Source organism: Allomuricauda sp. TY007 (genome assembly GCF_010468565.1).
Taxonomy (GTDB): domain Bacteria; phylum Bacteroidota; class Bacteroidia; order Flavobacteriales; family Flavobacteriaceae; genus Flagellimonas.
Genome location: NZ_WUEG01000012.1, coordinates 96,062 through 118,887 on the forward strand (window position 1 = coordinate 96,062; position 22,826 = coordinate 118,887).

General features: G+C 40.5%; 20 protein-coding genes. 15 read left to right on the top strand and 5 right to left on the bottom strand.

What is annotated here, in order from left to right:
- Positions 1 to 347 precede the first annotated feature (347 nt).
- Positions 348 to 2,240, top strand: coding sequence for a phosphoglycerate dehydrogenase (gene serA / locus GO009_RS13280; RefSeq protein WP_163626751.1), 1,893 nt, complete (start codon positions 348 to 350; stop codon positions 2,238 to 2,240).
- A gap of 45 nt (positions 2,241 to 2,285) precedes the next feature.
- On the opposite strand, the gene GO009_RS13285 is transcribed toward serA, so the two are convergent.
- The 3 genes from GO009_RS13285 to rlmH form a co-directional block, all read right to left on the bottom strand.
- On the bottom strand, positions 2,286 to 2,603 hold the full coding sequence (locus GO009_RS13285) for a type II toxin-antitoxin system RelE/ParE family toxin (protein ID WP_163626729.1): 318 nt from the start codon (positions 2,601 to 2,603) through the stop codon (positions 2,286 to 2,288).
- On the bottom strand, positions 2,603 to 2,836 hold the full coding sequence (locus tag GO009_RS13290) for a hypothetical protein (RefSeq protein WP_163626730.1): 234 nt from the start codon (positions 2,834 to 2,836) through the stop codon (positions 2,603 to 2,605). The genes GO009_RS13285 and GO009_RS13290 overlap by 1 nt, the downstream gene beginning before the upstream one ends.
- Positions 2,837 to 2,962: 126 nt before the next feature.
- Positions 2,963 to 3,436 (bottom strand): 23S rRNA (pseudouridine(1915)-N(3))-methyltransferase RlmH, encoded by a 474-nt coding sequence (gene rlmH, locus GO009_RS13295; RefSeq protein ID WP_163626731.1) that lies wholly within the window; start codon positions 3,434 to 3,436, stop codon positions 2,963 to 2,965.
- 311 nt (positions 3,437 to 3,747) lie between these two features.
- Here rlmH and nadC point away from each other — a divergent pair, with 311 nt between their 5' ends.
- Genes nadC through priA form a run of 4 tightly spaced genes read left to right on the top strand, consistent with a single transcriptional unit; the run spans position 3,748 to position 8,470 of the window.
- Positions 3,748 to 4,605 (top strand): carboxylating nicotinate-nucleotide diphosphorylase, encoded by an 858-nt coding sequence (nadC, locus tag GO009_RS13300; protein ID WP_163626732.1) that lies wholly within the window; start codon positions 3,748 to 3,750, stop codon positions 4,603 to 4,605.
- Positions 4,606 to 5,586, top strand: a complete 981-nt coding sequence (locus tag GO009_RS13305; protein WP_163626733.1) for a YihY/virulence factor BrkB family protein — start codon at positions 4,606 to 4,608, stop codon at positions 5,584 to 5,586.
- Complete coding sequence (locus tag GO009_RS13310; protein WP_163626734.1) at positions 5,561 to 6,010, top strand: DUF2147 domain-containing protein; 450 nt, start codon at positions 5,561 to 5,563, stop codon at positions 6,008 to 6,010. Before GO009_RS13305 ends, GO009_RS13310 begins: the two co-directional genes overlap by 26 nt.
- Positions 6,011 to 6,013: 3 nt before the next feature.
- A complete protein-coding gene (gene priA, locus GO009_RS13315; RefSeq protein WP_163626735.1) occupies positions 6,014 to 8,470 on the top strand; it encodes a primosomal protein N' in 2,457 nt (818 codons plus the stop codon).
- Here priA and GO009_RS13320 read toward each other — a convergent pair whose 3' ends face one another.
- On the bottom strand, positions 8,471 to 9,163 hold the full coding sequence (locus GO009_RS13320) for a LytTR family DNA-binding domain-containing protein (RefSeq protein ID WP_014031370.1): 693 nt from the start codon (positions 9,161 to 9,163) through the stop codon (positions 8,471 to 8,473).
- Between the two features lie 235 nt (positions 9,164 to 9,398).
- Between GO009_RS13320 and rpsF the strand changes: the two genes are divergently transcribed.
- The 7 genes from rpsF to GO009_RS13355 all read left to right on the top strand — a co-directional run bounded on the left by rpsF (position 9,399) and on the right by GO009_RS13355 (position 18,656).
- The gene (rpsF, locus tag GO009_RS13325; RefSeq protein ID WP_014031369.1) at positions 9,399 to 9,737 is read left to right on the top strand and encodes a 30S ribosomal protein S6; all 339 of its coding nucleotides are present in this window, start codon (positions 9,399 to 9,401) and stop codon (positions 9,735 to 9,737) included.
- Positions 9,738 to 9,740: 3 nt separating this feature from the next.
- Positions 9,741 to 10,037: a 30S ribosomal protein S18 gene (gene rpsR / locus GO009_RS13330; RefSeq protein WP_014031368.1), complete on the top strand. Its 297-nt coding sequence runs from the start codon at positions 9,741 to 9,743 to the stop codon at positions 10,035 to 10,037.
- A 13-nt stretch (positions 10,038 to 10,050) separates the two neighbouring features.
- Positions 10,051 to 10,503, top strand: a complete 453-nt coding sequence (rplI, locus tag GO009_RS13335; RefSeq protein ID WP_163626736.1) for a 50S ribosomal protein L9 — start codon at positions 10,051 to 10,053, stop codon at positions 10,501 to 10,503.
- 547 nt (positions 10,504 to 11,050) lie between these two features.
- Positions 11,051 to 16,813, top strand: coding sequence for a PAS domain S-box protein (locus GO009_RS13340; RefSeq protein WP_163626737.1), 5,763 nt, complete (start codon positions 11,051 to 11,053; stop codon positions 16,811 to 16,813).
- Positions 16,810 to 17,235, top strand: a complete 426-nt coding sequence (locus tag GO009_RS13345; RefSeq protein ID WP_163626738.1) for a response regulator — start codon at positions 16,810 to 16,812, stop codon at positions 17,233 to 17,235. Before GO009_RS13340 ends, GO009_RS13345 begins: the two co-directional genes overlap by 4 nt.
- Positions 17,236 to 17,254: 19 nt before the next feature.
- On the top strand, positions 17,255 to 18,301 hold the full coding sequence (locus tag GO009_RS13350) for a response regulator (protein WP_163626739.1): 1,047 nt from the start codon (positions 17,255 to 17,257) through the stop codon (positions 18,299 to 18,301).
- Positions 18,273 to 18,656, top strand: coding sequence for a response regulator (locus tag GO009_RS13355; protein WP_163626740.1), 384 nt, complete (start codon positions 18,273 to 18,275; stop codon positions 18,654 to 18,656). Before GO009_RS13350 ends, GO009_RS13355 begins: the two co-directional genes overlap by 29 nt.
- Before the next feature lie 78 nt (positions 18,657 to 18,734).
- Here GO009_RS13355 and GO009_RS13360 read toward each other — a convergent pair whose 3' ends face one another.
- Positions 18,735 to 20,267, bottom strand: a complete 1,533-nt coding sequence (locus GO009_RS13360; protein WP_163626741.1) for a sensor histidine kinase — start codon at positions 20,265 to 20,267, stop codon at positions 18,735 to 18,737.
- A 452-nt stretch (positions 20,268 to 20,719) separates the two neighbouring features.
- Between GO009_RS13360 and GO009_RS13365 the strand changes: the two genes are divergently transcribed.
- The 3 genes from GO009_RS13365 to GO009_RS13375 all read left to right on the top strand — a co-directional run bounded on the left by GO009_RS13365 (position 20,720) and on the right by GO009_RS13375 (position 22,824).
- Positions 20,720 to 21,505 (top strand): GAF domain-containing protein, encoded by a 786-nt coding sequence (locus GO009_RS13365; RefSeq protein WP_163626742.1) that lies wholly within the window; start codon positions 20,720 to 20,722, stop codon positions 21,503 to 21,505.
- The gene (locus GO009_RS13370) at positions 21,489 to 21,908 is read left to right on the top strand and encodes a HAMP domain-containing sensor histidine kinase (protein WP_163626743.1); all 420 of its coding nucleotides are present in this window, start codon (positions 21,489 to 21,491) and stop codon (positions 21,906 to 21,908) included. Before GO009_RS13365 ends, GO009_RS13370 begins: the two co-directional genes overlap by 17 nt.
- 334 nt (positions 21,909 to 22,242) lie before the next feature.
- Positions 22,243 to 22,824 (top strand): RNA polymerase sigma-70 factor, encoded by a 582-nt coding sequence (locus tag GO009_RS13375; protein WP_163626744.1) that lies wholly within the window; start codon positions 22,243 to 22,245, stop codon positions 22,822 to 22,824.
- Positions 22,825 to 22,826 lie beyond the last annotated feature (2 nt).

A 22,826-nucleotide genomic window follows, 5' to 3' on the forward strand; every position in this document is an offset into this window, starting at 1 on the left:
ACACAGGAGACAAGAAACAAGAAAAAAGAAAAAAGACTAAAGACTGGGCAATCCATACGTTCATTGACTACAAACTGCCGACTGACTTCAGACTGCCGACTGCCCACTGCAACTGCCAACTACTTGTTGGGCTATTGAAACTTAAACTTGATGTTTGAACTTGAACTTGAGTTTGATACTTGAATTTAAAGTCAATCCATACGTGATTGCAAAAAAATAGGTGCTATTTGAAACAAATCGTAATGGATTTTTGATTTATCCGCAAATCTGTAAGGTTTTTGATGGGTTCCGATTATAAGGATGAAATTTATGTTTAATTTTGTGGCTTAATTTTTTTGGAAGGACTCATGGTGGAAACAGCACGTAAATATGTGTTCGATTTTGATAGTACGCTCACACGGGTTGAGGCTTTGGATGTTTTGGCGGAAATGACGTTGCAAAACAACCCCAAAAGGGATGAGATTGTAGCGGAGATACAGAGAATAACCAATTTGGGGATCGATGGGGATATTTCCTTTACAGAATCCTTGGAACAAAGAATCCGTTTGTTGAATGCCAACAAAAGTGATTTGGATGACTTGGTGGTGGAGCTGCGTCAAAAAATTTCGAAATCAATTGCATCGAACAAGGAATTCTTTCACGAGTTTTCCGACCACATCTATGTAATTTCCTGTGGTTTTAAGGAATTTATTGATCCTATTGTTGAAGAGTACAATATTCCATCCGACCGGGTGTATGCCAACACCTTTACATTTGATGATGAAGGGAATATCATCGGCTTTGATGAAACCAATGTTTTGGCCGCCCATAACGGCAAAATAGAGTGTTTAAAAAACTTGGACTTGGAAGGCGAAGTCCAGGTTATTGGCGATGGCTACAGCGATTATGTAATGCGCGAGGCCGGTATTGCCCATAAATTTTTCGCCTATACCGAAAATGTACATCGTGAAAAAGCAACGAATAATGCTGATCACGTAGCACCTAACCTAGATGAATTTTTATTTGTGAACGATTTGCCAAGAAACTTATCATACCCCAAGAACAGAATTAAGATCCTATTACTGGAAAATGTACACCCCGCAGCTTTTGAAAACCTTTCCGAAGAAGGTTTTTCGGTAGAGCTGATCAAAACCAGCCTTTCTGAGGAAGACCTTATCGAACGCATCAAAGGTGTGCACGTATTGGGAATCAGGTCCAAGACCCAAGTAACCCAAAAAGTACTGGATGCCGCCGATAAATTGTTGGTGGTCGGTGCATTCTGCATTGGAACTACACAAATAGACTTGGATTACAGTAAAAAGAAGGGCGTAGTAGTATTCAACGCTCCCTACAGTAATACCCGTTCTGTAGTGGAACTTGCCATTGGGCAGACCATTATGCTAATGCGCAGCATTTTTCCACGTAGTACTGAAATTCACAACGGGGAATGGAACAAAACAGCCATTGGATCACAAGAAGTGAGAGGTAAGAACCTAGGTATTGTAGGGTATGGTAACATAGGTAAACAAATGTCCGTTTTGGCCGAGGCCATGGGCATGAAGGTATATTATTATGATGTCAACGACCAATTAGCGCTTGGTAACGCCGTAAAATGTGACACTTTGGAGGATTTGTTGTCCGTTTCTGATGTAGTTACACTTCATGTAGATGATAATAAGGCCAATAAAAACTTTATCGGGGAACGAGAAATCAACCAAATGAAAGATGGTGCCAAGCTCATCAATCTTTCCAGAGGTTTTGTAGTGGATATTGATGCACTGGCAAGTGCCCTGAAGAGTGGGAAACTAGGTGGTGCAGCTATTGATGTGTACCCATCCGAACCACGCAGCAATGGAGCGTTTGAAACACCTTTGCAAGGCTTGTCCAACGTTATTCTTACCCCACATATTGGGGGAAGCACTGAGGAAGCACAAAGAGATATTGCTGATTTTGTACCAAACAAGATCATGGATTACATCAACTCAGGAAATACAGTGGACGCTGTTAATTTCCCGAATATTAGGTTGCCCAAACAAAACAAGGCACACCGATTTTTACACATCCACCGCAATGTTCCAGGTATTATGGCCAAAATTAACGAAATATTGGCGCAATACGGTCTCAATATTTCTGGTCAATACCTATCCACGGACAGCGATGTAGGGTATGTGATTACCGATTTGGACAAGGAGTATGATAAGGATGTGATCAAGGCTCTCAAGAAAATCGAGAACACCATTAAATTTAGGGTGCTTTATTGATAGAGATTCAGCTGTTATTGCACATACATGTGTTGGCAACTGACTTTATTTTGTTTGTTTTAGCTTTGTTGGATTTTGTCTAGTGTCAAAAACGTCAGCAATTTTTATAAATCCGTTTTGATGATCCAAAGAATAAATCAGTTTGTAGTTTTTGAAAACCAAATATCGATATTCAGTTTCTCTGTGCTTTAACAATTCTTCTTCTTGTCCGATTTGTGGTGCACTTATCAATTTATTTGGTTCATTGATAATTCCTTTCAGAAGTTTTTTAGCGATACTGGGGCTGGTTTTCCTTTCGTAATACTCATAAATTTCGTCAAGTTTAGTTTCGGCAAATTCAGACCAAATTATTTTCAACGGCATTATTTGTATTTGGCTAAAAGTTCAGAACTGTTTTTAAATCGATTGTTTTGGAAATCAGATTCCGATTGGTCAATTCGTTTGTCTAGTTCTTCTTGGGTCATAGGCTCAAATATTCGCTCGTCAGTAGCATTTCTCTCCTTTTTCAATAGTTGTTCCAAACGAGAAACAGCTTCTTCACTTTGAAGCGTTAAAAATTCTTGTACAAATTCTATTTTTCGAGCTTCTAAATTCATTGCATTCAGCTTTTTACCAAAGGTACAAAATTATCAATTTAGTCATCTGTTTTTTAATGGTATTGACCAGTTCCATAGCTTATCCGTATCTCTTGACTCTTTGAGTGAAGCGGTTTAAATATGCAATCATTGATGATGATAAGGTTCGTTCCGAAGAATGGTGAATCCCCTATAAATTTGCTCCACAATAAATAACCGTACCATTTGGTGAGAAAATGTCATTTTGGACAAACTTATCTTGCCTGAACTTTTGGCGTAAATAGCATCACTAAAGCCATAAGGCCCACCTATTGCCAAAACTAGGTTTTTGATCCCACTGTTCATCTTCTTTTGCAAAAACTGGGCAAAATCCATCGAACTGTATTGTTTTCCTTTTTCGTCGAGTAAAATCAAGGTGTCCGTAGGTTGTAGTTGAGCCAAAATCAGTCCGCCCTCTTTTTCCTTTTGTTGGGCTTTGGAAAGATTTTTTCTGTTTTTTATATCTGGAATTATCTCCAACTGAAACTTGATATAATGTTTCAACCGTTTTTCGTAAACGGATATAAGTTCTTCAAGTTCAGACTTATCGGTTTTGCCAATGGCGATCAAAGTAATCTGCATGCCCAAAAATAGATTATTATAGTGAAAAAGGGAAGTCAGAAGTAAGTCGATAAAACTCAAGTACAAAAATCAAGTTCAAGAACAAATGACGAAGTAATTGAATGGCTGAAACTATCTAATCTTTTCTCTCATTACCAATATTAATTGACACGAATTACACCAAATTCCTATACGCAAGTTTGAGTTTGAACTTGGGCTTGAGCCAGTTAGCTTCTAACCACGAGTGTCATGTTCAAATACCTCAATAACTCAGTAATTAAATTACTTAACAACAGCAATGTTTTTACTATTTTCGTTAAAACCACAATTGGATGATTTCCGAAGAACAATTTCAAAACGAACTGGATTTGATCATTGCCAACGCCGTTAGGGAAGATGTAGGTGATGGCGACCACAGTTCCTTGGCATGTATTCCCGCATCTACCCAAGGCAAGGCAAAACTTTTGGTGAAAGACGAAGGGATTATTGCTGGCGTAGCATTTGCCAAGCAAGTTTTCAACTATGTTGATCCCGAACTTAAGGTGGAGGTTTTAGTTAAAGATGGTGCATTGGTCAAATACGGCGACATTGTTTTTTATGTGGAAGGCAGTTCCCAAAGTATTTTAAAAGCAGAACGGCTTGTACTTAATGCCATGCAGCGCATGAGTGCGATTGCGACCAAAACAGCGGATTTTGTTTCTCTTTTGGATGGGACTGGCACCAAAATACTGGATACTCGAAAAACCACCCCTGGCATTCGAGCATTGGAAAAATGGGCCGTAAAGATAGGTGGAGGTGAAAACCATAGGTTTGCCCTCTACGATATGATCATGCTCAAGGACAACCATATCGATTTTGCAGGCGGAATTACCAAAGCCATCCAAAAAACACAGGATTATTTAAAAGAAAAAGGGAAGGATTTGAAGATTATTGTTGAAGCCAGAAATTTGGATGAGGTGGACGAGATATTGAAATCCGATGGTGTGTACCGTATCCTTTTGGATAATTTTGATTACGAACAAACCAGAGAAGCTGTGCAACGAATAGGGGAGAAGTGCCTCACCGAATCTTCAGGCGGCATCACCGAGGACACCATCCGTAAATATGCCGAATGTGGTGTGGATTACATATCGTCAGGAGCGCTTACCCATTCTGTTTACAATATGGATTTAAGTTTAAAAGCCGTTTAAATGTCCAAAGCCATAGAGGAGAAATTGGAGAAAATACCCGTGATCAATTGGCTGGTGCGCTTATTGAAAAAAATAAAGCTAAAAGCTTTTGAAGGGCTCTCTCTTTATGATTTGATTGAAATGTATTTGGTGGGAATCGTGAAAGGCGCACTTTCCACAAGGGCAAGTTCCATTGCTTTCAGTATTTTTTTGGCACTGTTTCCCCTGCTAATCTTTTTGGTGACCCTTATACCCTTTATCATTCCCTACGTAAGTGTGGGCAATGCCAATTTTGACACCCAGTTTTTAAACTTTTTGGAATCCTTTTTGCCTTCTGCCACCAGTGAATATTTTAGTGAGATTTACCAGCAGATAAAAGACCAAAAACAAGGAGGATTGCTCTCTTCGGCCTTTTTGCTGTCCATATTTTTGGTCGCCAATGGCGTAAATGCCATTTTTGGAGGGTTTGAATACTCGTACCACGTAGAGCTCACCCGTAATTTCTTTCGCCAATATGCCTATGCGCTCATGGTGGGAGTCATTCTCTCCATCTTATTGATATTGGGAGCAGTGGCCTTTGTGTACTTTGAGTTTTACATTGTGGAGAACGCAAGTGAATTTTTTGGTAGGACATTGGGAACCGATATTGAAAAAGGAGATGCAGTGGGCATCCAAATAGCAAAACTGCTGTTCTTTTTGTGCATCTCGTATCTGGCAACGGCAATACTTTACTATTTTGGTACCGCAGAAGGAAGGCAAGCCCGTTTTTTTTCAGCGGGGGCATTGCTTACGACCCTTTTGTTTTTATTGACCTCATATCTTTTCGGAATTTATGTTGAGAAGTTCGCTCGTTACAACGAACTTTATGGAGCGCTGGGAGGATTATTGATTTTAATGGTGTTTATATGGTTAAATTCCAATATATTATTATTAGGTTTTGAATTGAACGCCACACTTAATTCCTTAAAAAAGAGACATGAAAAGCAGCAAAACGAGCAATAAATGGATGTATCTGATATGTTTTCTGTTTTGTCAGATAACTTGGTCCCAAACCGTTTTTGGAAAATGGAAAACCATTGATGACCGCAATGGAATCACCAAGGCCATTATTGAGATATATAAAGAAGACGGGTTAATGCATGCCAAGGTTGTTGAAATTTTGGAAGAAGGGAAAAAAGGTGCTTTGTGTACCAAATGCGAAGGAGACCGAAAAAACAAGCCTATCCTTGGAATGAAAATCATGGAAGATTTTGAGAAAAACAACAAAGGTGTTTATAAGGGAGATAAGCTGTTTGACCCCGAACAGGCAATGACCTTTAAAGGAAGGGTCTGGTTGGATGATGATAACAAAAATCGACTAAAAGTACGAGGCTATCTGGCATTTTTGTACAGGACCCAAACATGGCACAGGGTACTAGAGAATTAACGTATGGATTATTTTTTGGATGTTGTTCTTCCCATTCCTCTGGAAAAACTATTTACCTATAAAATCTCGCAGGCTGAAGCGGAATTTATACAGGAAGGAATGCGAGTAGCCGTTCCTTTTGGCAAATCAAAAATATATACCGCCCTAGCCTATCGCGTGCACCAAAATGCGCCTGAAGCATACGAGCCCAAGGAAATTTATCAAATTCTTGACGAATACCCCGTAGTCACCCAAATACAATTAAAGCATTGGGAATGGGTTGCGAAATATTACATGTGCACCCTGGGCGAAGTCATTAGAAGTGCGCTGCCCAGTGCATTTATGTTAGAAAGTGAAACACTTATTTTGCCCAACAAAAAATCTGATGTAGACGAAAGGGAATTAACGGATGATGAATTTTTGGTATTCGAAGCACTTCAGCATCAAACCGCTTTAAAAATTTCCGAGGTCAGCGATATTGTGGACAAAAAAAATGTGATGAAGTTGATAAACACCTTGGTTCACAAAGGCGTTATACTTCAGAAAGAAGAATTGTACGAGCAATACAAGCCCAAATTGGTGCGCTACGTTAAACTTTCGGAACAGTACGAGGAGGAACAGCAACTGGCCGAACTTTTGAACGAGCTTACAAGAGCACCCAAACAGAGTCAAGTAGTGCTGTCCTTGTTTCAGTTGAAAGCCAAAAGCACCAAACCCATCCCCATTGCCGAACTGGAAAAGGAGAGCGGGGCTTCCCGAGCGGTGATCAAAGCATTGATCGATAAAAATATCTTGGAGGAGTACCACATCCGAAAAGATAGGGTGGAGTTTGACGAGCGTTCCGAGGCATCCAAACATGTAGATTTAAACGAATATCAGCATCATGCTTTGGAGGATATCAATATGGGGTTTGATGAAGGAAAACCGGTATTGTTGCATGGAGTTACATCATCTGGAAAGACCGAAGTTTATGTAAAACTGATTCAAAAATGTTTGGATGAAGGAAGACAAGCACTTTATCTATTACCTGAAATTGCTTTGACATCCCAATTGATTAATCGGTTACGGCATTATTTCGGACATCAAGTATCTGTTTATCATTCTAAATATAGCATTCACGAAAGGGTAGAGGTTTGGAACAACGTTTTAAAAAATACAGAAAAAGCTCAAATCGTACTTGGTGCACGGTCGTCGCTATTTCTGCCTTTTACCAATTTAGGATTGGTAGTGGTGGATGAGGAGCACGAAAGCTCCTTTAAGCAGTTTGACCCTGATCCACGTTACCATGCACGCGACGCGGCCGTGGTTTTGGCAGCACTTCACAAAGCAAAGATTGTTCTGGGGTCAGCCACTCCAAGTATTGAAAGTATGTACAACGCCAGAACCAAAAAATACGGCTATGCTTCCATTTTGCACAGATTTGGTGATGTGTTGATGCCCGATATTAATCTGGTGGACATAAAAGAAGCTACCCGAAAGCGTAGAATGAAAGGGCATTTTTCCGAAATTCTTATCAAGGCCATTACGGAGGCACTTGAGGAAGGGGGACAAATCATTCTTTTCCAGAATAGAAGGGGGTTTGCCCCTGTGGTGGAATGTACTACCTGTGGTCATGTGGCCCAATGTCCCAATTGTGATGTGAGTTTAACATACCATCAGCACAGAAATCAGCTTCGATGCCACTATTGTGGTTATCACATGGCGTTGCAACAGGCATGTTTGGCCTGCGGCAGTCCAACTTTGGATAATAAGGGTTTTGGCACGGAACAGATTCAGCAAGAATTGGGACAACTGTTCCCTGATGTTTCCGTAGGTCGAATGGATTTGGACACCACACGCGGAAAATATGCTTATGAAAAAATTATTTCATCTTTTGAAAACCAAGAGATGGATATTTTGGTCGGTACCCAAATGGTGACCAAGGGGCTCGATTTTAGAAATGTGAGCCTAGTTGGCATTATGAATGCAGATTCCATGCTCAATTTTCCCGATTTCCGTGCCCATGAACGGAGTTTTCAAATGCTGACACAGGTAGCGGGTAGGGCAGGACGTACCCAAAAAAGAGGGAAGGTACTTATTCAGACCTATAATCCATACCATCAAATTTTACAGCAGGTAACCACGAACAATTATGATGGAATGTTCAAGGAGCAGTTTTACGAAAGGGAACAATTTAAGTATCCACCTTTGGTGCGGCTTATCAAAATAACTCTTAAGGATAAGGATTTCAATAAATTGAATGAAGCTTCGGATTGGATGGCGGGTTCGTTGCGCAATGTACTCGGTACACAAATTCTTGGACCAGAATATCCCCCCGTGGCAAGAATCCGAAGGGATTATCTAAAAAACATCATGATAAAGATTCCGCGAAAACAGTCCTTGGCACAAACAAAAAATAGCATTAAAAGAATTGAAAAATCCTTTAATGCTATTTCCAAGTATAAAAGTGTACGGTTGGTCTACAACGTGGACCACATATAATTATACATTGGCCAGCGCTTCGGCTAGTTCTGTTTTCTTGTTTCTGCTCAATGGAATCTGTCTGCCCCCTACTTCAACATTTTTACTGTTGAATTTCTCAATCTTCTCCAAATTCACAATATAAGATTTATGGATGCGTAGAAATTTTTCGGCGGGCAATTGCTTTTCAAAAGATTTCATAGTGGAAAGGATTACGATATTGGCTTCATCTGTCACCAATTTAATGTAATCGCCCAATGCTTCTATCCATTTAATGTCATTTAGGATTACCTTACGCTTTTTAAGGTTGCTCTTTACAAAGATATGCTCTTCATCCTCATCAACCCGGTTCATTTGCTCGTATTTGGCAACAGCTCTTTTTACGGAGGCTTCAAAACGGGCCAGGGTGATGGGTTTGTGAAGGTAATCGGTTACGTCGTAGTCAAAAGCTTTAAGTGCATAATCAGGTTTTCCCGTAATCAGAATAACCTGTGGTGGGTTCTCTAGGGCCTCCAAAAGGTCAAAACCATTAATGATCGGCATTTCAACATCTAAAAAGATAAGGTCGATTTCGTGGTTTTTAAGGCCATTTTTGGCTTCAATGGCATTGCTGTACTCAGCAACCAAAGCAAGGTGTGGATGATTGTTGACCAACTTTGCAACGGCCATGCGCTGCATCGAGGAATCGTCTACAATTATACTTTTTAATTTCATAGAATGGGGTGATTTGTAGGGTTTTAAATCATCGGCAAATTACATAAAAAAGCTGCTCACCTACAACAAAAGATGTAAACATGGTCTATTTTGTTGTGTAAATTGCCATATATGTTATTTAGGTTTATTGGTTTTTTAATGTTGATAACTCTTGTACTTAAACGAAGTTTTTCTACTTTTCTTGCAGGGGGAAAGAAATATTGTTAATTTTGCGCTCCTTTAAAAATATATTATAATGAACCATTACGAAACTGTTTTCATTTTGAATCCCGTTCTGTCTGAAACACAGATAGAGGAAACAGTCAAGAAATTTGAGGATTTCTTGATTAAGAATGGTGCCAAAATGGTCTCCAAAGAAGATTGGGGACTAAAAAAATTGGCCTATCCCATTCAGCACAAGAAAAGTGGATTTTACCACTTGTTCGAATTCCAAGCTCCAGGAGAGGCCATTGGCCCATATGAGCTAGAGTTTAGAAGAGACGAGCGCATTATGCGTTTTTTGACCGTTAAATTGGACAAGCACGCAATTGCTTGGGCGGAAAAAAGAAGAAACAAACTAAAAGCAAAGGCATAGGGTATGGCATCTATTGAGCAACAAGCAAAATCAAAAAAAGACGGGGAAATCAGATATTTGACCCCGCTTAACATTGAGACCAGCAAGCAAAAGAAGTATTGTAGGTTCAAGAAGTCAGGTATCAAGTATATCGATTACAAAGATCCTGATTTTTTGATGAAGTTAGTGAACGAGCAAGGTAAATTGCTTCCAAGAAGACTAACCGGTACTTCCTTGAAATACCAAAGAAAAGTGGCGCAGGCCGTAAAACGTGCCCGTCACCTAGCGTTAATGCCGTACGTTGGCGATATGTTGAAATAAAAAACACCAGAGAATGGAACTTATTCTAAAAGAAGATGTACAGGATTTGGGATTTAAGGATGATATCGTTACCGTAAAGAACGGTTACGGCAGAAATTTCCTGATCCCACAAGGTTTGGCCGATTTGGCTACACCATCCGCCAAAAAAGTTTTGGCCGAGAACCTTAAGCAAAGAGCTCACAAGGAGAAAAAAGTAATCGACGAGGCTACTAAGGTTGCTGATGCTTTGAAGCAATTGGAAATTAAGATTGCTGCAAAAGCCGGGGCCGGAGATAAATTATTCGGATCTGTAACAAACATCGACCTAGCTGCTGCCTTGGACAAAGAAGGACACCAAATTGATAGAAAATTCATCAATATTAAAGGTGGAGCTATCAAAAGAGTTGGTCCTTACGAGGCTATTATCAGACTACACAGGGAAGTTATTGTGGAATTCCCATTTGAAGTAATTGCGGAAGCAAAATAAACTTCAAACCATATAATTTAAAAAAGCCCTCCGATTTTTTTGGAGGGCTTTTTTATTTTTTGATGAATTTAAAACTATCGCCATATTTCCATAAACGCCAATTTGGCATTAATTATACGGTAAAACAGACCAAAACACAAAACCTCATATTGATCCAGTATTTCAAGATTCCAACGAACTGCAAGAAGGAATACCATCGAAAATGATGGAAGTCGGTACCACAACCTTTGGTTGGGGGCAATTATGCTTAAGAAAAGGGACATAACATTATACTGAACATAGTTTTACTCTTTCGAAACGCGGTACAGAGAGCACCAAGCCTTTTCGGTAAAGGTACGTTTGGAACCATCTCTATTTCCATGGTATTTATGTAGAGTATTTTATGCATGGCGGTCAATCGTAAGGTGATGATATAGAATAAATTGTCCGAAAAAAATAAATATGTTACCATATTTTCATGGATTTGATTTCCTTAAGGTATAAACATTTACAAAAAATTATTGTTTATATTTCCTTGTAATAACAAACCTTAACCTACCTAAACTAAATGAAAGACTATAGTCCATTGTTCCATGACAACCCGCAGCCCATTTGGGTCTATGAAATTGATAGCAAGAAAATTTTGGAAGTGAACAAGGCGGCTTTAGACCTCTATGGATACTCCAAAAAAGAATTTCTATCGCTCTCATTTCAAGATCTTTTATCTGATGTTGGTGACCCGGATTTGTCGACATTGTTCAATGATTTGGACACTAAGAAAACAGCTTCGTCTCAAAGGACAATTGTTTTTGGGAAGATGGGAAACCCCATAAAATGTAAATTCTCCTTCCAAAAGGTATTTTTTCAGGACAGGGATTGCATAATGGTAACTGTCACAAACGTGGAATATGCGGAAGAATTGAATTCGGAGCAATCTCTTACCGATTACTTGCGAATGAGGGCTTCGCAGATTGCCAAATTAGGTTACTGGAAACTTGATATAGATACAGGAACATTAATATGGTCGGACGAAGTTTATCATATTTGGGGTGAGGAAAAAGATAAATTCAATGTCAATTTCGATTCTTTTTATAACAGTATTCATCCGGATGATAGATTGCTTTTTGACCAAGAGCAGGGGAGTGCTTTGGAGGGGTTACAAGAACTCGATTTTGTTCATAGGATAATCTGCAGCGATGGAAAAATTAAGTGGGTTCACGAAAAGGGCAGGTTAATTAAGGACAGTAAGGGCAAACCACTCTCTTTTGAAGGAACCGCCCAGGATATTACAACGCAAATAGCGGAGGAACAACGGCTTAAACTGTTGGAAAGTGTAGTGACCCACACCAACGATGCCGTTATGATCACCGATTCGGGACCTTTGGAAGAAGAAGGTCCAAAAATAATTTATGTGAACAGGGCTTTTACCCAAATGACAGGCTACACCCCCGAAGAAATCATTGGCAGAACCCCTGATATGTTAAGAGGTTCAAAGACCGACAGAAATGAATTGGAACGGTTCTACAAAACCTTGACCGAAGGGAAACCCTGCGAAGTCATTATTACCAATTATCGAAAAAATGGGTCGCCGTTCTGGATCAATATTGCAGCTTCACCTGTTAAGGATGCCCAAGGTAGGATCTCACATTATATTGCCATCCAAAGGGATGTTTCATCAAAAATAAATGCCCAGCTCGAAAGGGATTTTCTTGCCAAGATCAGCACCACTTTCAAGGACAATGAAAATCTGGGCAGTTCCCTTGAACAGGTATGCAAACTGGTCACCTTTCACGGTGGGTTCACTTTTTGCGAAGTCTGGTTGCCCAGCACACACAAAAATAGCCTTCGGTTCGCGGCCATGTACGGGAAAGATGAAGCTGGGGAAACATTTTACAAACACTCGAAGGACACCAGCGAGATGGAATTTGGCGAGGGGCTTCCCGGAACGGTATGGGAAACCGAGCAATCGGTGCTCTGGGGCAACATTGACCAGAACGGACTCTTTATAAGAAAAAGGGCTGCACAACAATCGGGCATAAAGTCGGTATTGGGCATTCCTTTAAAACACCGGGGCACCATCGTTGGCGTATTGGCCGTTGGCACCCCTGAAAATGAAAAGCAGTTCAAGGTGCATTTTCCCGTACTTTCCAAATTGGAGGATTACTTAGGGTCGGAGATCAACCGCAAACGATTGGAGGAGGACCTGACGTACTTGTTCGAGACGCTGCCGGACCTTATTTGCCTATTTGATTTCAATGGGAATTTCCTTAAAATAAACAAGGCCGGGTGCGACATACTGGGCTACTCCGAATCTGAGATTGTTGGTTCTGCCGCCTACAGGTTTATACATGTCGAGGATAGGGGAATTTCCGATGGACTGCTCCAAAAGATAACGGACGGACAGGAAATCTTCGAGATCGAGAACCGCTACATCACCAAAGCGGGCAAACCCGTCTGGCTCAGTTGGCACTGCAAGGTAGTGTTGGACGAAGGGGTGGTCTACGCCACGGCCAAAGATATCACGGAGTCCAAAAAATTACAGGAGTTGGTCTCCAATTCATTCCGATTGGCCAAAATAGGTGGTTGGGAAATTGATATGATCCATGAAAAGTTGACATGGTCGGAAGGGGTGCACCAAATTTATGATACCGACCCACTGAGCTATGAGCCAGAGCTGGAAGAAGCCATTAATTTTTATAGGGAAAACCACAGGGAAAGGGTCAAAAATGCCATAAGCGCAGCAATGGAAAACGGGTCGCCCATAGAGTTCGAGGCAGCATTGATATCCGCCAAGGGCCATGAGAAGTGGGTAAGGGCCATGGGACAGGCCGAAACCGTTAATGGAAAATGTGTCCGGCTTTATGGAAGCTTTCAGGACATTACCCAATTAAAGGAAGCCGAACATCGACTTTTGGCCATCACCAACGATTTGCCCGGTGTAACTTTTCAATACTATCTATATCCGGATGGAACCGACAAAATGCAGTCCGTTAGCCAAAAATCCCAAGAAATATGGAACCTAGCCCCTGATGAATGCGAGAAACACTCTCAACTTATATGGGATCAGATCAAAAAGGGGGGGGATTATGAAACATTGGTACAAGAGATACAAAATTCTATTGAAACACTTCAACAATGGCATAGTCGGTGGCGATACATTATGCCCAATGGCGAGGCTCGTTGGCACGAAGGCTACGGGACGCCCTACAAATTGGCAGATGGCACCGTTCTTTTCAATTCCATGGTCTTCGACATCACTGATGAGGTCAAGTTGACCCATCTTTTGGAAGAAACCTCGGAACTTTCTAAAATCGGAAGCTGGGAAATGGACCTGCTTTCAGAGCCTGGAGGCGATACCATGTACTGGTCGCCCATGGTCCGAAAAATAATAGAGGTGGACGAGGACTATGATGCCTCCTTGAGCGGTGGTCTGGAATTCTATACCCCCGAAAGCAGGGTCAGAGTGGAAAAAGGAATCGAAGAACTTATCGAAAAGGGCACGGAATACGACCAAGAGGTACTGTTAAAAACCAGTTCGGGAAGAGAAAAATGGGTGCGGATCATTGGAAAAAGTGAACGTTTAAATGGGGTGTGTACCAAAATATATGGAAGTATACAGGACATCCATACAATGAAAACCACCCAATTGCAGCTTCAGGAAATACTGGGTAGTATATCGGATGCGTTTCATGCTGTGGACAAGGACTGGAACTTCACCTACTTTAACAAGGAGGCTGAAAATTTACTAGGTAAGAAAAGCGATGAGGTATTGGGCAAAAACATTTGGGAACTTTTTTCCCCTGCCTTGGGCACCGAACTGGAAACCGTGTACAGAAGGGTCGCCAAGAAGGGCAGGGCAGAAAGCTTTGAATACCGCTATCCTGGCAATGGGGCTTGGTACGAGATCAATACCTACCCATCCAATGGCGGTGTTTCTGTCTATTTTAAAAATATAAATGAAAGGAAAAGGGCCGCAGAGGCACTAGAGACGGCCTTTCGGGAGAAAAATATGATCCTGGAGAGCATCGGGGATGCCTTTTTCGCCATGAAGGAGGACTTTACCGTAACCTATTGGAACAAAACTGCGGAACGCTTACTAGGGGTGAAAAGGGAAGACCTGATCGGTAAAAACCTTTGGGAGATGTTTCCCGATGCGGTGGACCTGCCTTCCTACACCAACTACAACAAGGTGCTCAAGACCCGTGAACCCATCTCCTTTGAGGACTATTACGGCCTTTGGCTGGAGGTCAATGCCTATCCATCGGAAGAGGGCATTAGTGTGTTTTTTAGGGACATCACGCAAAAAAAGAAGGCAAACGAGAAAATTTTGCACAAGACAGAACAACTGGACATCATTGCCGAGATGAACACGGAGCTTCTTAATTATGACGACTGGTTCAAAGTAGTTGAAAAAGCGTTCGGGAAAGTAGGCAAGTGTATTAAAGCGGATCGGATATACTATTTCCAAAACTCCCTCAATGAAAAAACTGGAGAACTGGAAACCAGCCAGCGCTTGGAATGGAGTAATGAAGGGGCGCCTTCCCAAATAAATAACCCCATGCTCCAGAATCTTTCCTTTAGTATGGTACAGGATTTTATGCAACCTCTGTCCCAAGACAAGGCTTTCAAGGCCATAGTCAGTGAGATGCCGGACACAGAGACCAAAAGGCTTCTTCTTGAACAGGACATCAAATCCATTTTAGTATTCCCGTTATGGGTCAATAAGAAGTTTTGGGGCTTTATTGGTTTTGATGACTGTAAAAACGAAAGAAATTGGAGTCAAGATGATACTTCCTTTTTAAGAACAATAGCAACCAACCTTTCCACGGCAATAGAAGCCTCCATGACCAACCAAGAATTGGAACGCTCCTATAATGAAAAGCATCAGATTTTGGAAAGTATTGGGGATGCTTTTTTTGCTGTTGATAAAGATTGGACGGTCACCTATTGGAACAAACAGGCCGAACATGTGCTGGGGAGGAAAAGAAAGGACATTGTGGGCAAAAGGCTTTGGGATGAATATGCCGATGCCGTTGAGCTTGAGTTCTATGCACAGTACCACAAGGCCATGGCTACTGGAAAAATGGTCACTTTTGAAGAATTCTATCCCGCGCTGAATATATGGTTCGAAGTATCTGCCTATCCAAGTAATGAAGGGCTTTCGGTATATTTTAAGGACATTACCTTGCGCAAGGAGACCGATATCGAGATCTTACGGGCCAACGAACGTTTTGAAAAGGTGGCAGAGGCGACCACCGATGCAATTTGGGACTGGGACATTGAAAACAAGGTCTTCTACCGAAGCTATGGTTTTGAAAAACTGTTTGGGCACAAGGTCAAAAGGAGCTTGGACGAAAGCGAGGTATGGGAAGACAGCTTTTATGCGGACGACCTACCTGAAATTAAGTCCAGCCTCAAGGAGAGCCTGCAAGACCCTTCCAAGGAATTTTGGAAGAAGGAATATAGGATTGTCCACGAAAACGGGCAGCTTAAAACCGTGATCGATAAGGGAGCAATTATCAGAAATGAGTCGGGGGAGGCCATCCGTATGGTGGGAGCCATCACGGACATCAGCGAGCGCATCGAACATGAAAGGGAATTGGAAGAACTGAACGAAGCGCTCAAAAAAAACATCAAGGACCTGGAAATTACCAACGACCAGTTGGAGCAGTTCGCCTTTATAGCCTCACACGACCTCCAGGAGCCGCTGCGGATGATCACCAGTTTTTTGAACCAGTTGCAACGAAAGTATAGTGGCCAATTGGATGAAAAGGCAGACCAGTACATCCACTTTGCTACCGATGGGGCCAAGAGAATGAAACAAATCATTCTGGATCTTCTCGAATACTCCCGTGCAGGAAGATTGGAGGAGAACCCCGAGACCATTGATCTTAATGAGCTGATTGAAGAGTACGAAGTACTGCGGAGCAGATTGATAAAAGAAAAGTCGGTAAAGATTGTCAAGGGAAAACTTCCCAAGGTCACCTGTTATAAGGCACCATTGACCCAGACCTTGCATTGTTTGATGGACAATGCCATCAAATATTCAAGGGAAGGGGTGCCCCCGCAGATCAAAATCACCGTGTCCAACAAGAAAGATCACTGGCAAGTGAAGATCAAGGATAACGGTATTGGTATTGATTCTAGCTTTTATGACAAAGTTTTTATTATCTTTCAACGACTTCATGACAGGGATACCTATGGTGGTACGGGAATGGGGTTGGCCATATCCAAGAAAAATGTGGAATCTTGGGGCGGCAAGATCTGGTTGGAGTCCAGAACAGGAAAAGGAAGTGCCTTTTATTTCACTATAAACAAGAAGAAGTCATGAAAACCGTACACATATTATTGGTCGAGGATAATGAAGGGGATATTGTACTGACCCTTGATGCCTTTGAGGAGAGCAAGATCAGAACCAATATCAGTATCGTAAAAAATGGTAACGATGCCCTGGACTTTCTTTTTAAAAGGAACAAGTTTGTAGATGCCCTTCGCCCCGATCTTATCCTTTTGGACATCAATCTGCCCATTTTCAACGGGCATGATGTGCTCAAGAGAATAAAGCAAGACCCTTCCTTAAAGAAGATTCCCGTGATTATGCTCACCACCTCTTCGAACCAAAGGGACATCAATATGGCATACGAAAATCACACGAACAGTTATGTAACCAAACCTATAGATATGGATGATTTTATGAAGGCTGTTTTAAAAATTGAGGAATTTTGGTTACAACTCTCCAAATTGGCCGATTAATATTAAATAGAAATGACCAATGATGAAGGATGACCAACAACTTTCCGTACTGGTAATCGAGGACAATCCCGGTGATTTTATGTTGATCGACGATTATTTGCTCGAAAAATTCAGTGCCATCAAGGTTATCCATCAGGAGACCTTTGAATCGGCCATATCGGAGCTCAAATCTTTTGAGAACATCGACATCATTTTGCTGGATCTTATTTTGCCCGACCTGAAAGGGGAACAATTGGTAGAAAAGGTACAAGAGGTCAGTGGCAATATTCCTATCATTATTTTAACAGGCTACTCGGATATTGAACTGGCCAGAAAGATATTGTCCAAAGGGGTGTCGGATTTTTTGATCAAGGATGAGATCAGCCCGGAGATCATATACAAGTCCATTATCTATGCCCTTGAGCGAAAAAGTTACATCGCCAAATTGAACAAAAACAAAAAGATATATCAGGACCTGTTTGATTTTAGTCCCCAGCCCATGTGGATCTTTGATCCATCAACCCTCCGTTTTTTGAACGTCAACAAAGCGGCCATTGATAAATATGGCTATACATTGGAGGAGTTCAAGAGCATGACCATTAAGGACATTAGGCCAAAAAACCACATGGAGTTTTTGGAAAAAAGTTTGGAGGAACGTAAAAGAGAAAACAGGGACAGCTATGCTGGTGTGTTTTACCATACTTTAAAATCAGGTGAGACCATTTGTGTGGAGATCTATAGCAATAATATTGAATATGAGGGCAGAACGGTACGATTGATACTGGCAAGCGACATCACCGAAAAGCAGGAATATGTGAGCACTGTTGAAACCCAGAACAAAAAGCTTAAAGAAATCGCATGGACACAATCGCACGTAGTCAGGGCACCTTTGGCACGTATATTATCGGTAATACACGTACTGGAACAAGACTGTGTGGAACCCCATGATTTTCCCGATCTGCTAGAGAAAATAAAAATGTCTGGCGATGAACTGGATAAAATTATCCAAAATATTGTTGCTGAAACCAACACAATGATGAATTTGAGTAATTTCGAACATGGAAAAAACAATAATACTGGTAGATGATGACCCAACTTTTAACTGGGTATCATCAAAATTGATTAAAAAGGTTTCTCCAGACCTCAAGGTAATAGAGTTTTCCAATGGTAGGGAAGCCTTGGACTTTTTACAGGATAATTTTAATGAAAAGGACCATTACACCATTTTGCTGGATATTAACATGCCGGAGATGAACGGATGGGAGTTTATGAATGCCATAGAGCAAAGTGATTGGGTCAACAGCAAATCAATATCAGTATATATAGTTTCCTCTTCCACGGATCCGAGCGATATGGAAACAGCAAAAACCTACGGGTTGATCAAAGATTATCTACAAAAGCCACTGAGCTTTGATGTGGTGACCGACATCGTTTCGAGATAATAGATTTTTTGGTGATTTAAAAAGTACTCCATAGGAAGAAAGCTTTTCAGGAAAAAAAGCTGCTGTTATCGGAGAATATTATTTTCCTTTTCCAGCATTGGAGCCGGGTGTCTCTTTGTCCGAGATATGGTCAATGTTTGTATCCTCAAAGCGCAATATAAAGTTAGTACCTTTGCCTATTTCGCTTTCACAAATCAGTTTACCACCGTTCATTTCAACAAAATCCTTTGCAATGACCAAACCAAAACCGGTGCCCTTTTCTCCCTGAGTTCCTGTTCTTATTTCCGGCCGGTCGTCATGCCCAAGTCTCTCGAACCAGTCACTTTGCATTCCCATACCAAAATCTCGCACACCTATTTCAACGCATGTGGCATTGCTTTGTGACCATAAAATAACCTTTTGGCCGTTCTGGCTAAATTTTATGGCGTTGGAAACCAAATTGCGGAGAACCACTTTGAGCATGTTTGCATCCATTAAAAGTGTTGGGTGCAAAATCTGTAGCTCAATGTCAATATCCTTATCTTGGGCCATTCGGGCAAACTCGTGTTTTATGGAGCTGAAAATAGAATTTAAGTCACATAAACTTTTATCCAATTCCATGCCATCCAGTTGTTTATGGGACCATTGAAGTAAACCATTGACCATGGAAACCTTATCGGAAATTTCATTCTTCAATTTTTCTAAAATGGGTTGTAGTTCTTTATCCGTTAAATTGGATTGGATCAATTCAATGATAGCAATGAAATTGTTTAGAGGTGCCCTGACATCATGGGTAAGTAGCGAGAACAGTTTATTCTTGAGTTGATTGACTTTTTCAAGCTCCTCGTTTTGATCTTCAAGTGTTTTTTTGGCGAGTTGGAGATTTTTTGTTTGCTTATCGACTTCATTTTTTAGCATTTGGTTTGCATTAAGCTGTAATTTTAAATGTTCAGACTCAATAGCTTTATACTTAAACCCAATGATCAGCGAAAAAAGGATTAGCTGGATAGTGACTAAGATTGAAGTTATGAGAATGATCGGATAGGTGTAAAAATCAAAATGTCTTTTCAAAAACCAAGTGCCTATGTACAATATTGCGGCAAGTAGAATGGGAGTGTAAGAATACAGATAGTACCGGTTCAATTTATGGGCATGGAACAATCGTAAACCTGAAAATATGTTCAGAAACATAGAGGCCATGGACATAATGGCGGCGAACAACACAAAAAAATCATTCAACCATTCGATTTTAGTTGTCAAATTATTTGTGATATGCAAAATGGGGAGGCTGCCAACGATTCCAACAAATATCTTATAGGCCCTGTATAAATTGGGAAAGGTGTCCTTTTCTATACTTAGGTAATTTTTTGTAAAAAGCAATAATCCCAAAGTTGAGATCATGGCCGTGGTAAGGGAAGCCTTATCTGCGATTATTGAAGCCGTACTGCCAAAAGATCCATCTAAAAAGAAATATAGGCTCCAGTGTAAGGTCAACCCAAAGATGAGTATAGAGTAATAGAGTAAAACCTTATGCTTTAACACGAAAAAAGAAAGCAGGTGATAGATACCGAAAACACTAAAAACAGAAGTGAAGATAATGGTTTCTAGATACCTAAAATCAAGAATGTCCATGTTTGGGAAAGCGGTTGGTTAAGCACATATTTTGTTGGCAGTCCAAAAAATGTGTCCTTTGTTTTAAAGGATTCCAATATATATTTTTTTGATATAAATAGCAAGAATCTAACACTATTGACTCTATGTTTATAGAATGGATGACAGAAACTACAAGCAGTGGGTAAACTTGTCCATGCTGTTTTCTTCCTGCTTTGGGTAAAATCACATTACCGTTTCTGTCCATAAACAAAATGGTCTGTTATTGGTTGGGGACCGATTTATTGTGGTAATCAAATCTGTTTTGGATTGTTAACATAATTATATAGTGCCCATTATTTGGTTGCTAAGTGGTGATTTTCCCAACCAAAAACTACTTTTTTGCCCTTAAGTTTAATATAAGCTTAGTACTTATTTGATTGGAGTTCAGTACCTTTTAATTTATTTTTATCAGCCAAATAAAAATTAAGCTGATGGATGAATTTGAGCGTAAGAATGCAGAGTATAAACGGATAAAAAAACTGAACGAGTTTGACCTCGATTATAGGAATCTTCAGACCGAATTTGAAGGCTTGATCCAGTTGGCTGCCAATATCGCCGATACAGAGTTGTCCTTGATCAACTTAATTGATAATTACTCTCAATGGACAGTAACATCAAACTCTTCGGAATTCATGCAAATTAATCGTGAGGACTCTGTTTGTCAATATACGATTCACACCGAGGAATTAATGGAAGTCCCACGTCTTGATGAAGACGCACGGTTCAGTGGCAACCCTTTTGTTAAAGGAAGTGAAGGATTCAAATACTATCTGGGGATTCCACTTAAAACACAAACAGGCGAAAGTATCGGAGCACTTTGTGTAATAGATTTTAAAGAAAAGAACATCTCCTCCGAAAAGAAAAAATTGTTAAGGCTTGTTGCCGACGAGGTTGTAAAGAGGCTCGAGGACAAAATGAAGTTGGATGCACTGCAAGAACAACTTAACAAGGCCATTGTTCAACGCAACCAAATGGCACACGACGTTAGAGGACCTGTGGGGGGTATTCTTGGACTTACCGTAAGTGCCGAAAATGAAACGCTCGATGATGGGGAATTTGGGATGTACATGGAAATGATAAAGAGCTCGGCTTCCAAACTCATGGATTTTACCGACGATATATTGGACAAACAAAAAGCGCAGCAGAAAGAAAATTATTTTAACCTCTCGGAATTAAAAAAAACACCTTCACGATCTTTATGTGCTAGCAGCCCGTAACAAGCAGATAAACCTTGAATTTATTTATAATGAAACAAAAAATCATCATAAATTTTCAAGAAGAAAACTGCTCCCTATTGTTGGGAACCTTATCGCCAATTCCATAAAATTTACAGCACCAAAAGGGGAGATAAAGGTAAAACTTGACATAATACAGCAAGAAGAAAACCTATTGCTACAGATAGAGGTGGGGGATAATGGAAAGGGTATTTCAAAAGAAAAACTCCAAAAGCTGACAAAGTCGGATTTAGGAGAAGATAAGGGGACGAGTGGTGAAAAGGGATATGGTTTAGGCATTAGACTTGTTACGGATATGGTTGGCAGTATCGGGGGCAGGCTCAATATTACCTCGGAAGAAGGTAAAGGAACAACCGCCATTGTGGAAATACCTATTGGTCTATAACCAAAAAAAAAACAGGTAAGTACCACCACCTTACATTTTAGTCTTAAAATTAATTAAGGCCAAAGATTTTTAATGATTTGTCCTGGCTCTTTTTTTGGAGTTTGGGAGGCAACCCATAGCTGTTTTTTGCACTACTGCCCCAAGTCGGTTTTGGTTGGACTCAATACTTTTTCTTGTTTAGCTGTAACCAAGGTAACCCCCTTGAAAAAAACTTCTTTATTTTTCAAACCTACCTGACCAGTTCTTCAACTTTATTAAAATAGGGTTGAATGAAAATTTGCTGTTAATTCGAAATTTGTAAATTGCAGGGTCAAAAATTTGCATTTCCCAACAAATGAAGCCAGAACATTTGCATAACCTCAAAATCAACGCTCTATCTGATAATGGCACAGAGGACGATTTCAGTATAGTGTACGAGTTCTATAGGCCTAAGCTTGTTGTAATCGTAAATAGCTATATCCCTTCCCAAGAAGATGCCGAGGAAATCGTTCACGATGTTTTTATCAGGCTATGGGAGAAATGGGAAACTTTACAGATTACCACAAATTTTACGGGCTATATCTACAGTATGACCCGAAATGCATGTTTGGACTATTTACGAACAAGAAAGAATAAGCTTACCAAAGATATGTCTGCCGAACAGCAGGAGTTTTGGTTGAACCATAGTGCTTTGGCGGATGATATGGCCTCATCTATTTTGGCAAAAGAGTTACAGGCACTGGTTGATGAAGCCATAGATGAACTACCGGAAAAGTGCAAAAAAGTGTTCAAGAAAAGTCGCTTGGAAGGACTTTGCCACCAAGAAATTTCCAAAGAGATGGAGATTTCCCCAAAAACAGTCGAAAACCACATTACCAGAGCTTTACGACAGCTTAGAGTGGCTTTGAACGAATATTTGCCCACCCTATTTTTTTAATT

Bases quoted from the DNA above. Each gene is read 5' to 3' on its own strand.
- serA (WP_163626751.1), top strand. From the start codon at position 348: ATGGTGGAAACAGCACGTAAATATGTGTTCGATTTTGATAGTACGCTC.
- GO009_RS13285 (WP_163626729.1), bottom strand. From the start codon at position 2,603: ATGCCGTTGAAAATAATTTGGTCTGAATTTGCCGAAACTAAACTTGAC.
- GO009_RS13290 (WP_163626730.1), bottom strand. From the start codon at position 2,836: ATGAATTTAGAAGCTCGAAAAATAGAATTTGTACAAGAATTTTTAACG.
- rlmH (WP_163626731.1), bottom strand. From the start codon at position 3,436: ATGCAGATTACTTTGATCGCCATTGGCAAAACCGATAAGTCTGAACTT.
- nadC (WP_163626732.1), top strand. From the start codon at position 3,748: ATGATTTCCGAAGAACAATTTCAAAACGAACTGGATTTGATCATTGCC.
- GO009_RS13305 (WP_163626733.1), top strand. From the start codon at position 4,606: ATGTCCAAAGCCATAGAGGAGAAATTGGAGAAAATACCCGTGATCAAT.
- GO009_RS13310 (WP_163626734.1), top strand. From the start codon at position 5,561: ATGAAAAGCAGCAAAACGAGCAATAAATGGATGTATCTGATATGTTTT.
- priA (WP_163626735.1), top strand. From the start codon at position 6,014: ATGGATTATTTTTTGGATGTTGTTCTTCCCATTCCTCTGGAAAAACTA.
- GO009_RS13320 (WP_014031370.1), bottom strand. From the start codon at position 9,163: ATGAAATTAAAAAGTATAATTGTAGACGATTCCTCGATGCAGCGCATG.
- rpsF (WP_014031369.1), top strand. From the start codon at position 9,399: ATGAACCATTACGAAACTGTTTTCATTTTGAATCCCGTTCTGTCTGAA.
- rpsR (WP_014031368.1), top strand. From the start codon at position 9,741: ATGGCATCTATTGAGCAACAAGCAAAATCAAAAAAAGACGGGGAAATC.
- rplI (WP_163626736.1), top strand. From the start codon at position 10,051: ATGGAACTTATTCTAAAAGAAGATGTACAGGATTTGGGATTTAAGGAT.
- GO009_RS13340 (WP_163626737.1), top strand. From the start codon at position 11,051: ATGAAAGACTATAGTCCATTGTTCCATGACAACCCGCAGCCCATTTGG.
- GO009_RS13345 (WP_163626738.1), top strand. From the start codon at position 16,810: ATGAAAACCGTACACATATTATTGGTCGAGGATAATGAAGGGGATATT.
- GO009_RS13350 (WP_163626739.1), top strand. From the start codon at position 17,255: ATGATGAAGGATGACCAACAACTTTCCGTACTGGTAATCGAGGACAAT.
- GO009_RS13355 (WP_163626740.1), top strand. From the start codon at position 18,273: ATGGAAAAAACAATAATACTGGTAGATGATGACCCAACTTTTAACTGG.
- GO009_RS13360 (WP_163626741.1), bottom strand. From the start codon at position 20,267: ATGGACATTCTTGATTTTAGGTATCTAGAAACCATTATCTTCACTTCT.
- GO009_RS13365 (WP_163626742.1), top strand. From the start codon at position 20,720: ATGGATGAATTTGAGCGTAAGAATGCAGAGTATAAACGGATAAAAAAA.
- GO009_RS13375 (WP_163626744.1), top strand. From the start codon at position 22,243: ATGAAGCCAGAACATTTGCATAACCTCAAAATCAACGCTCTATCTGAT.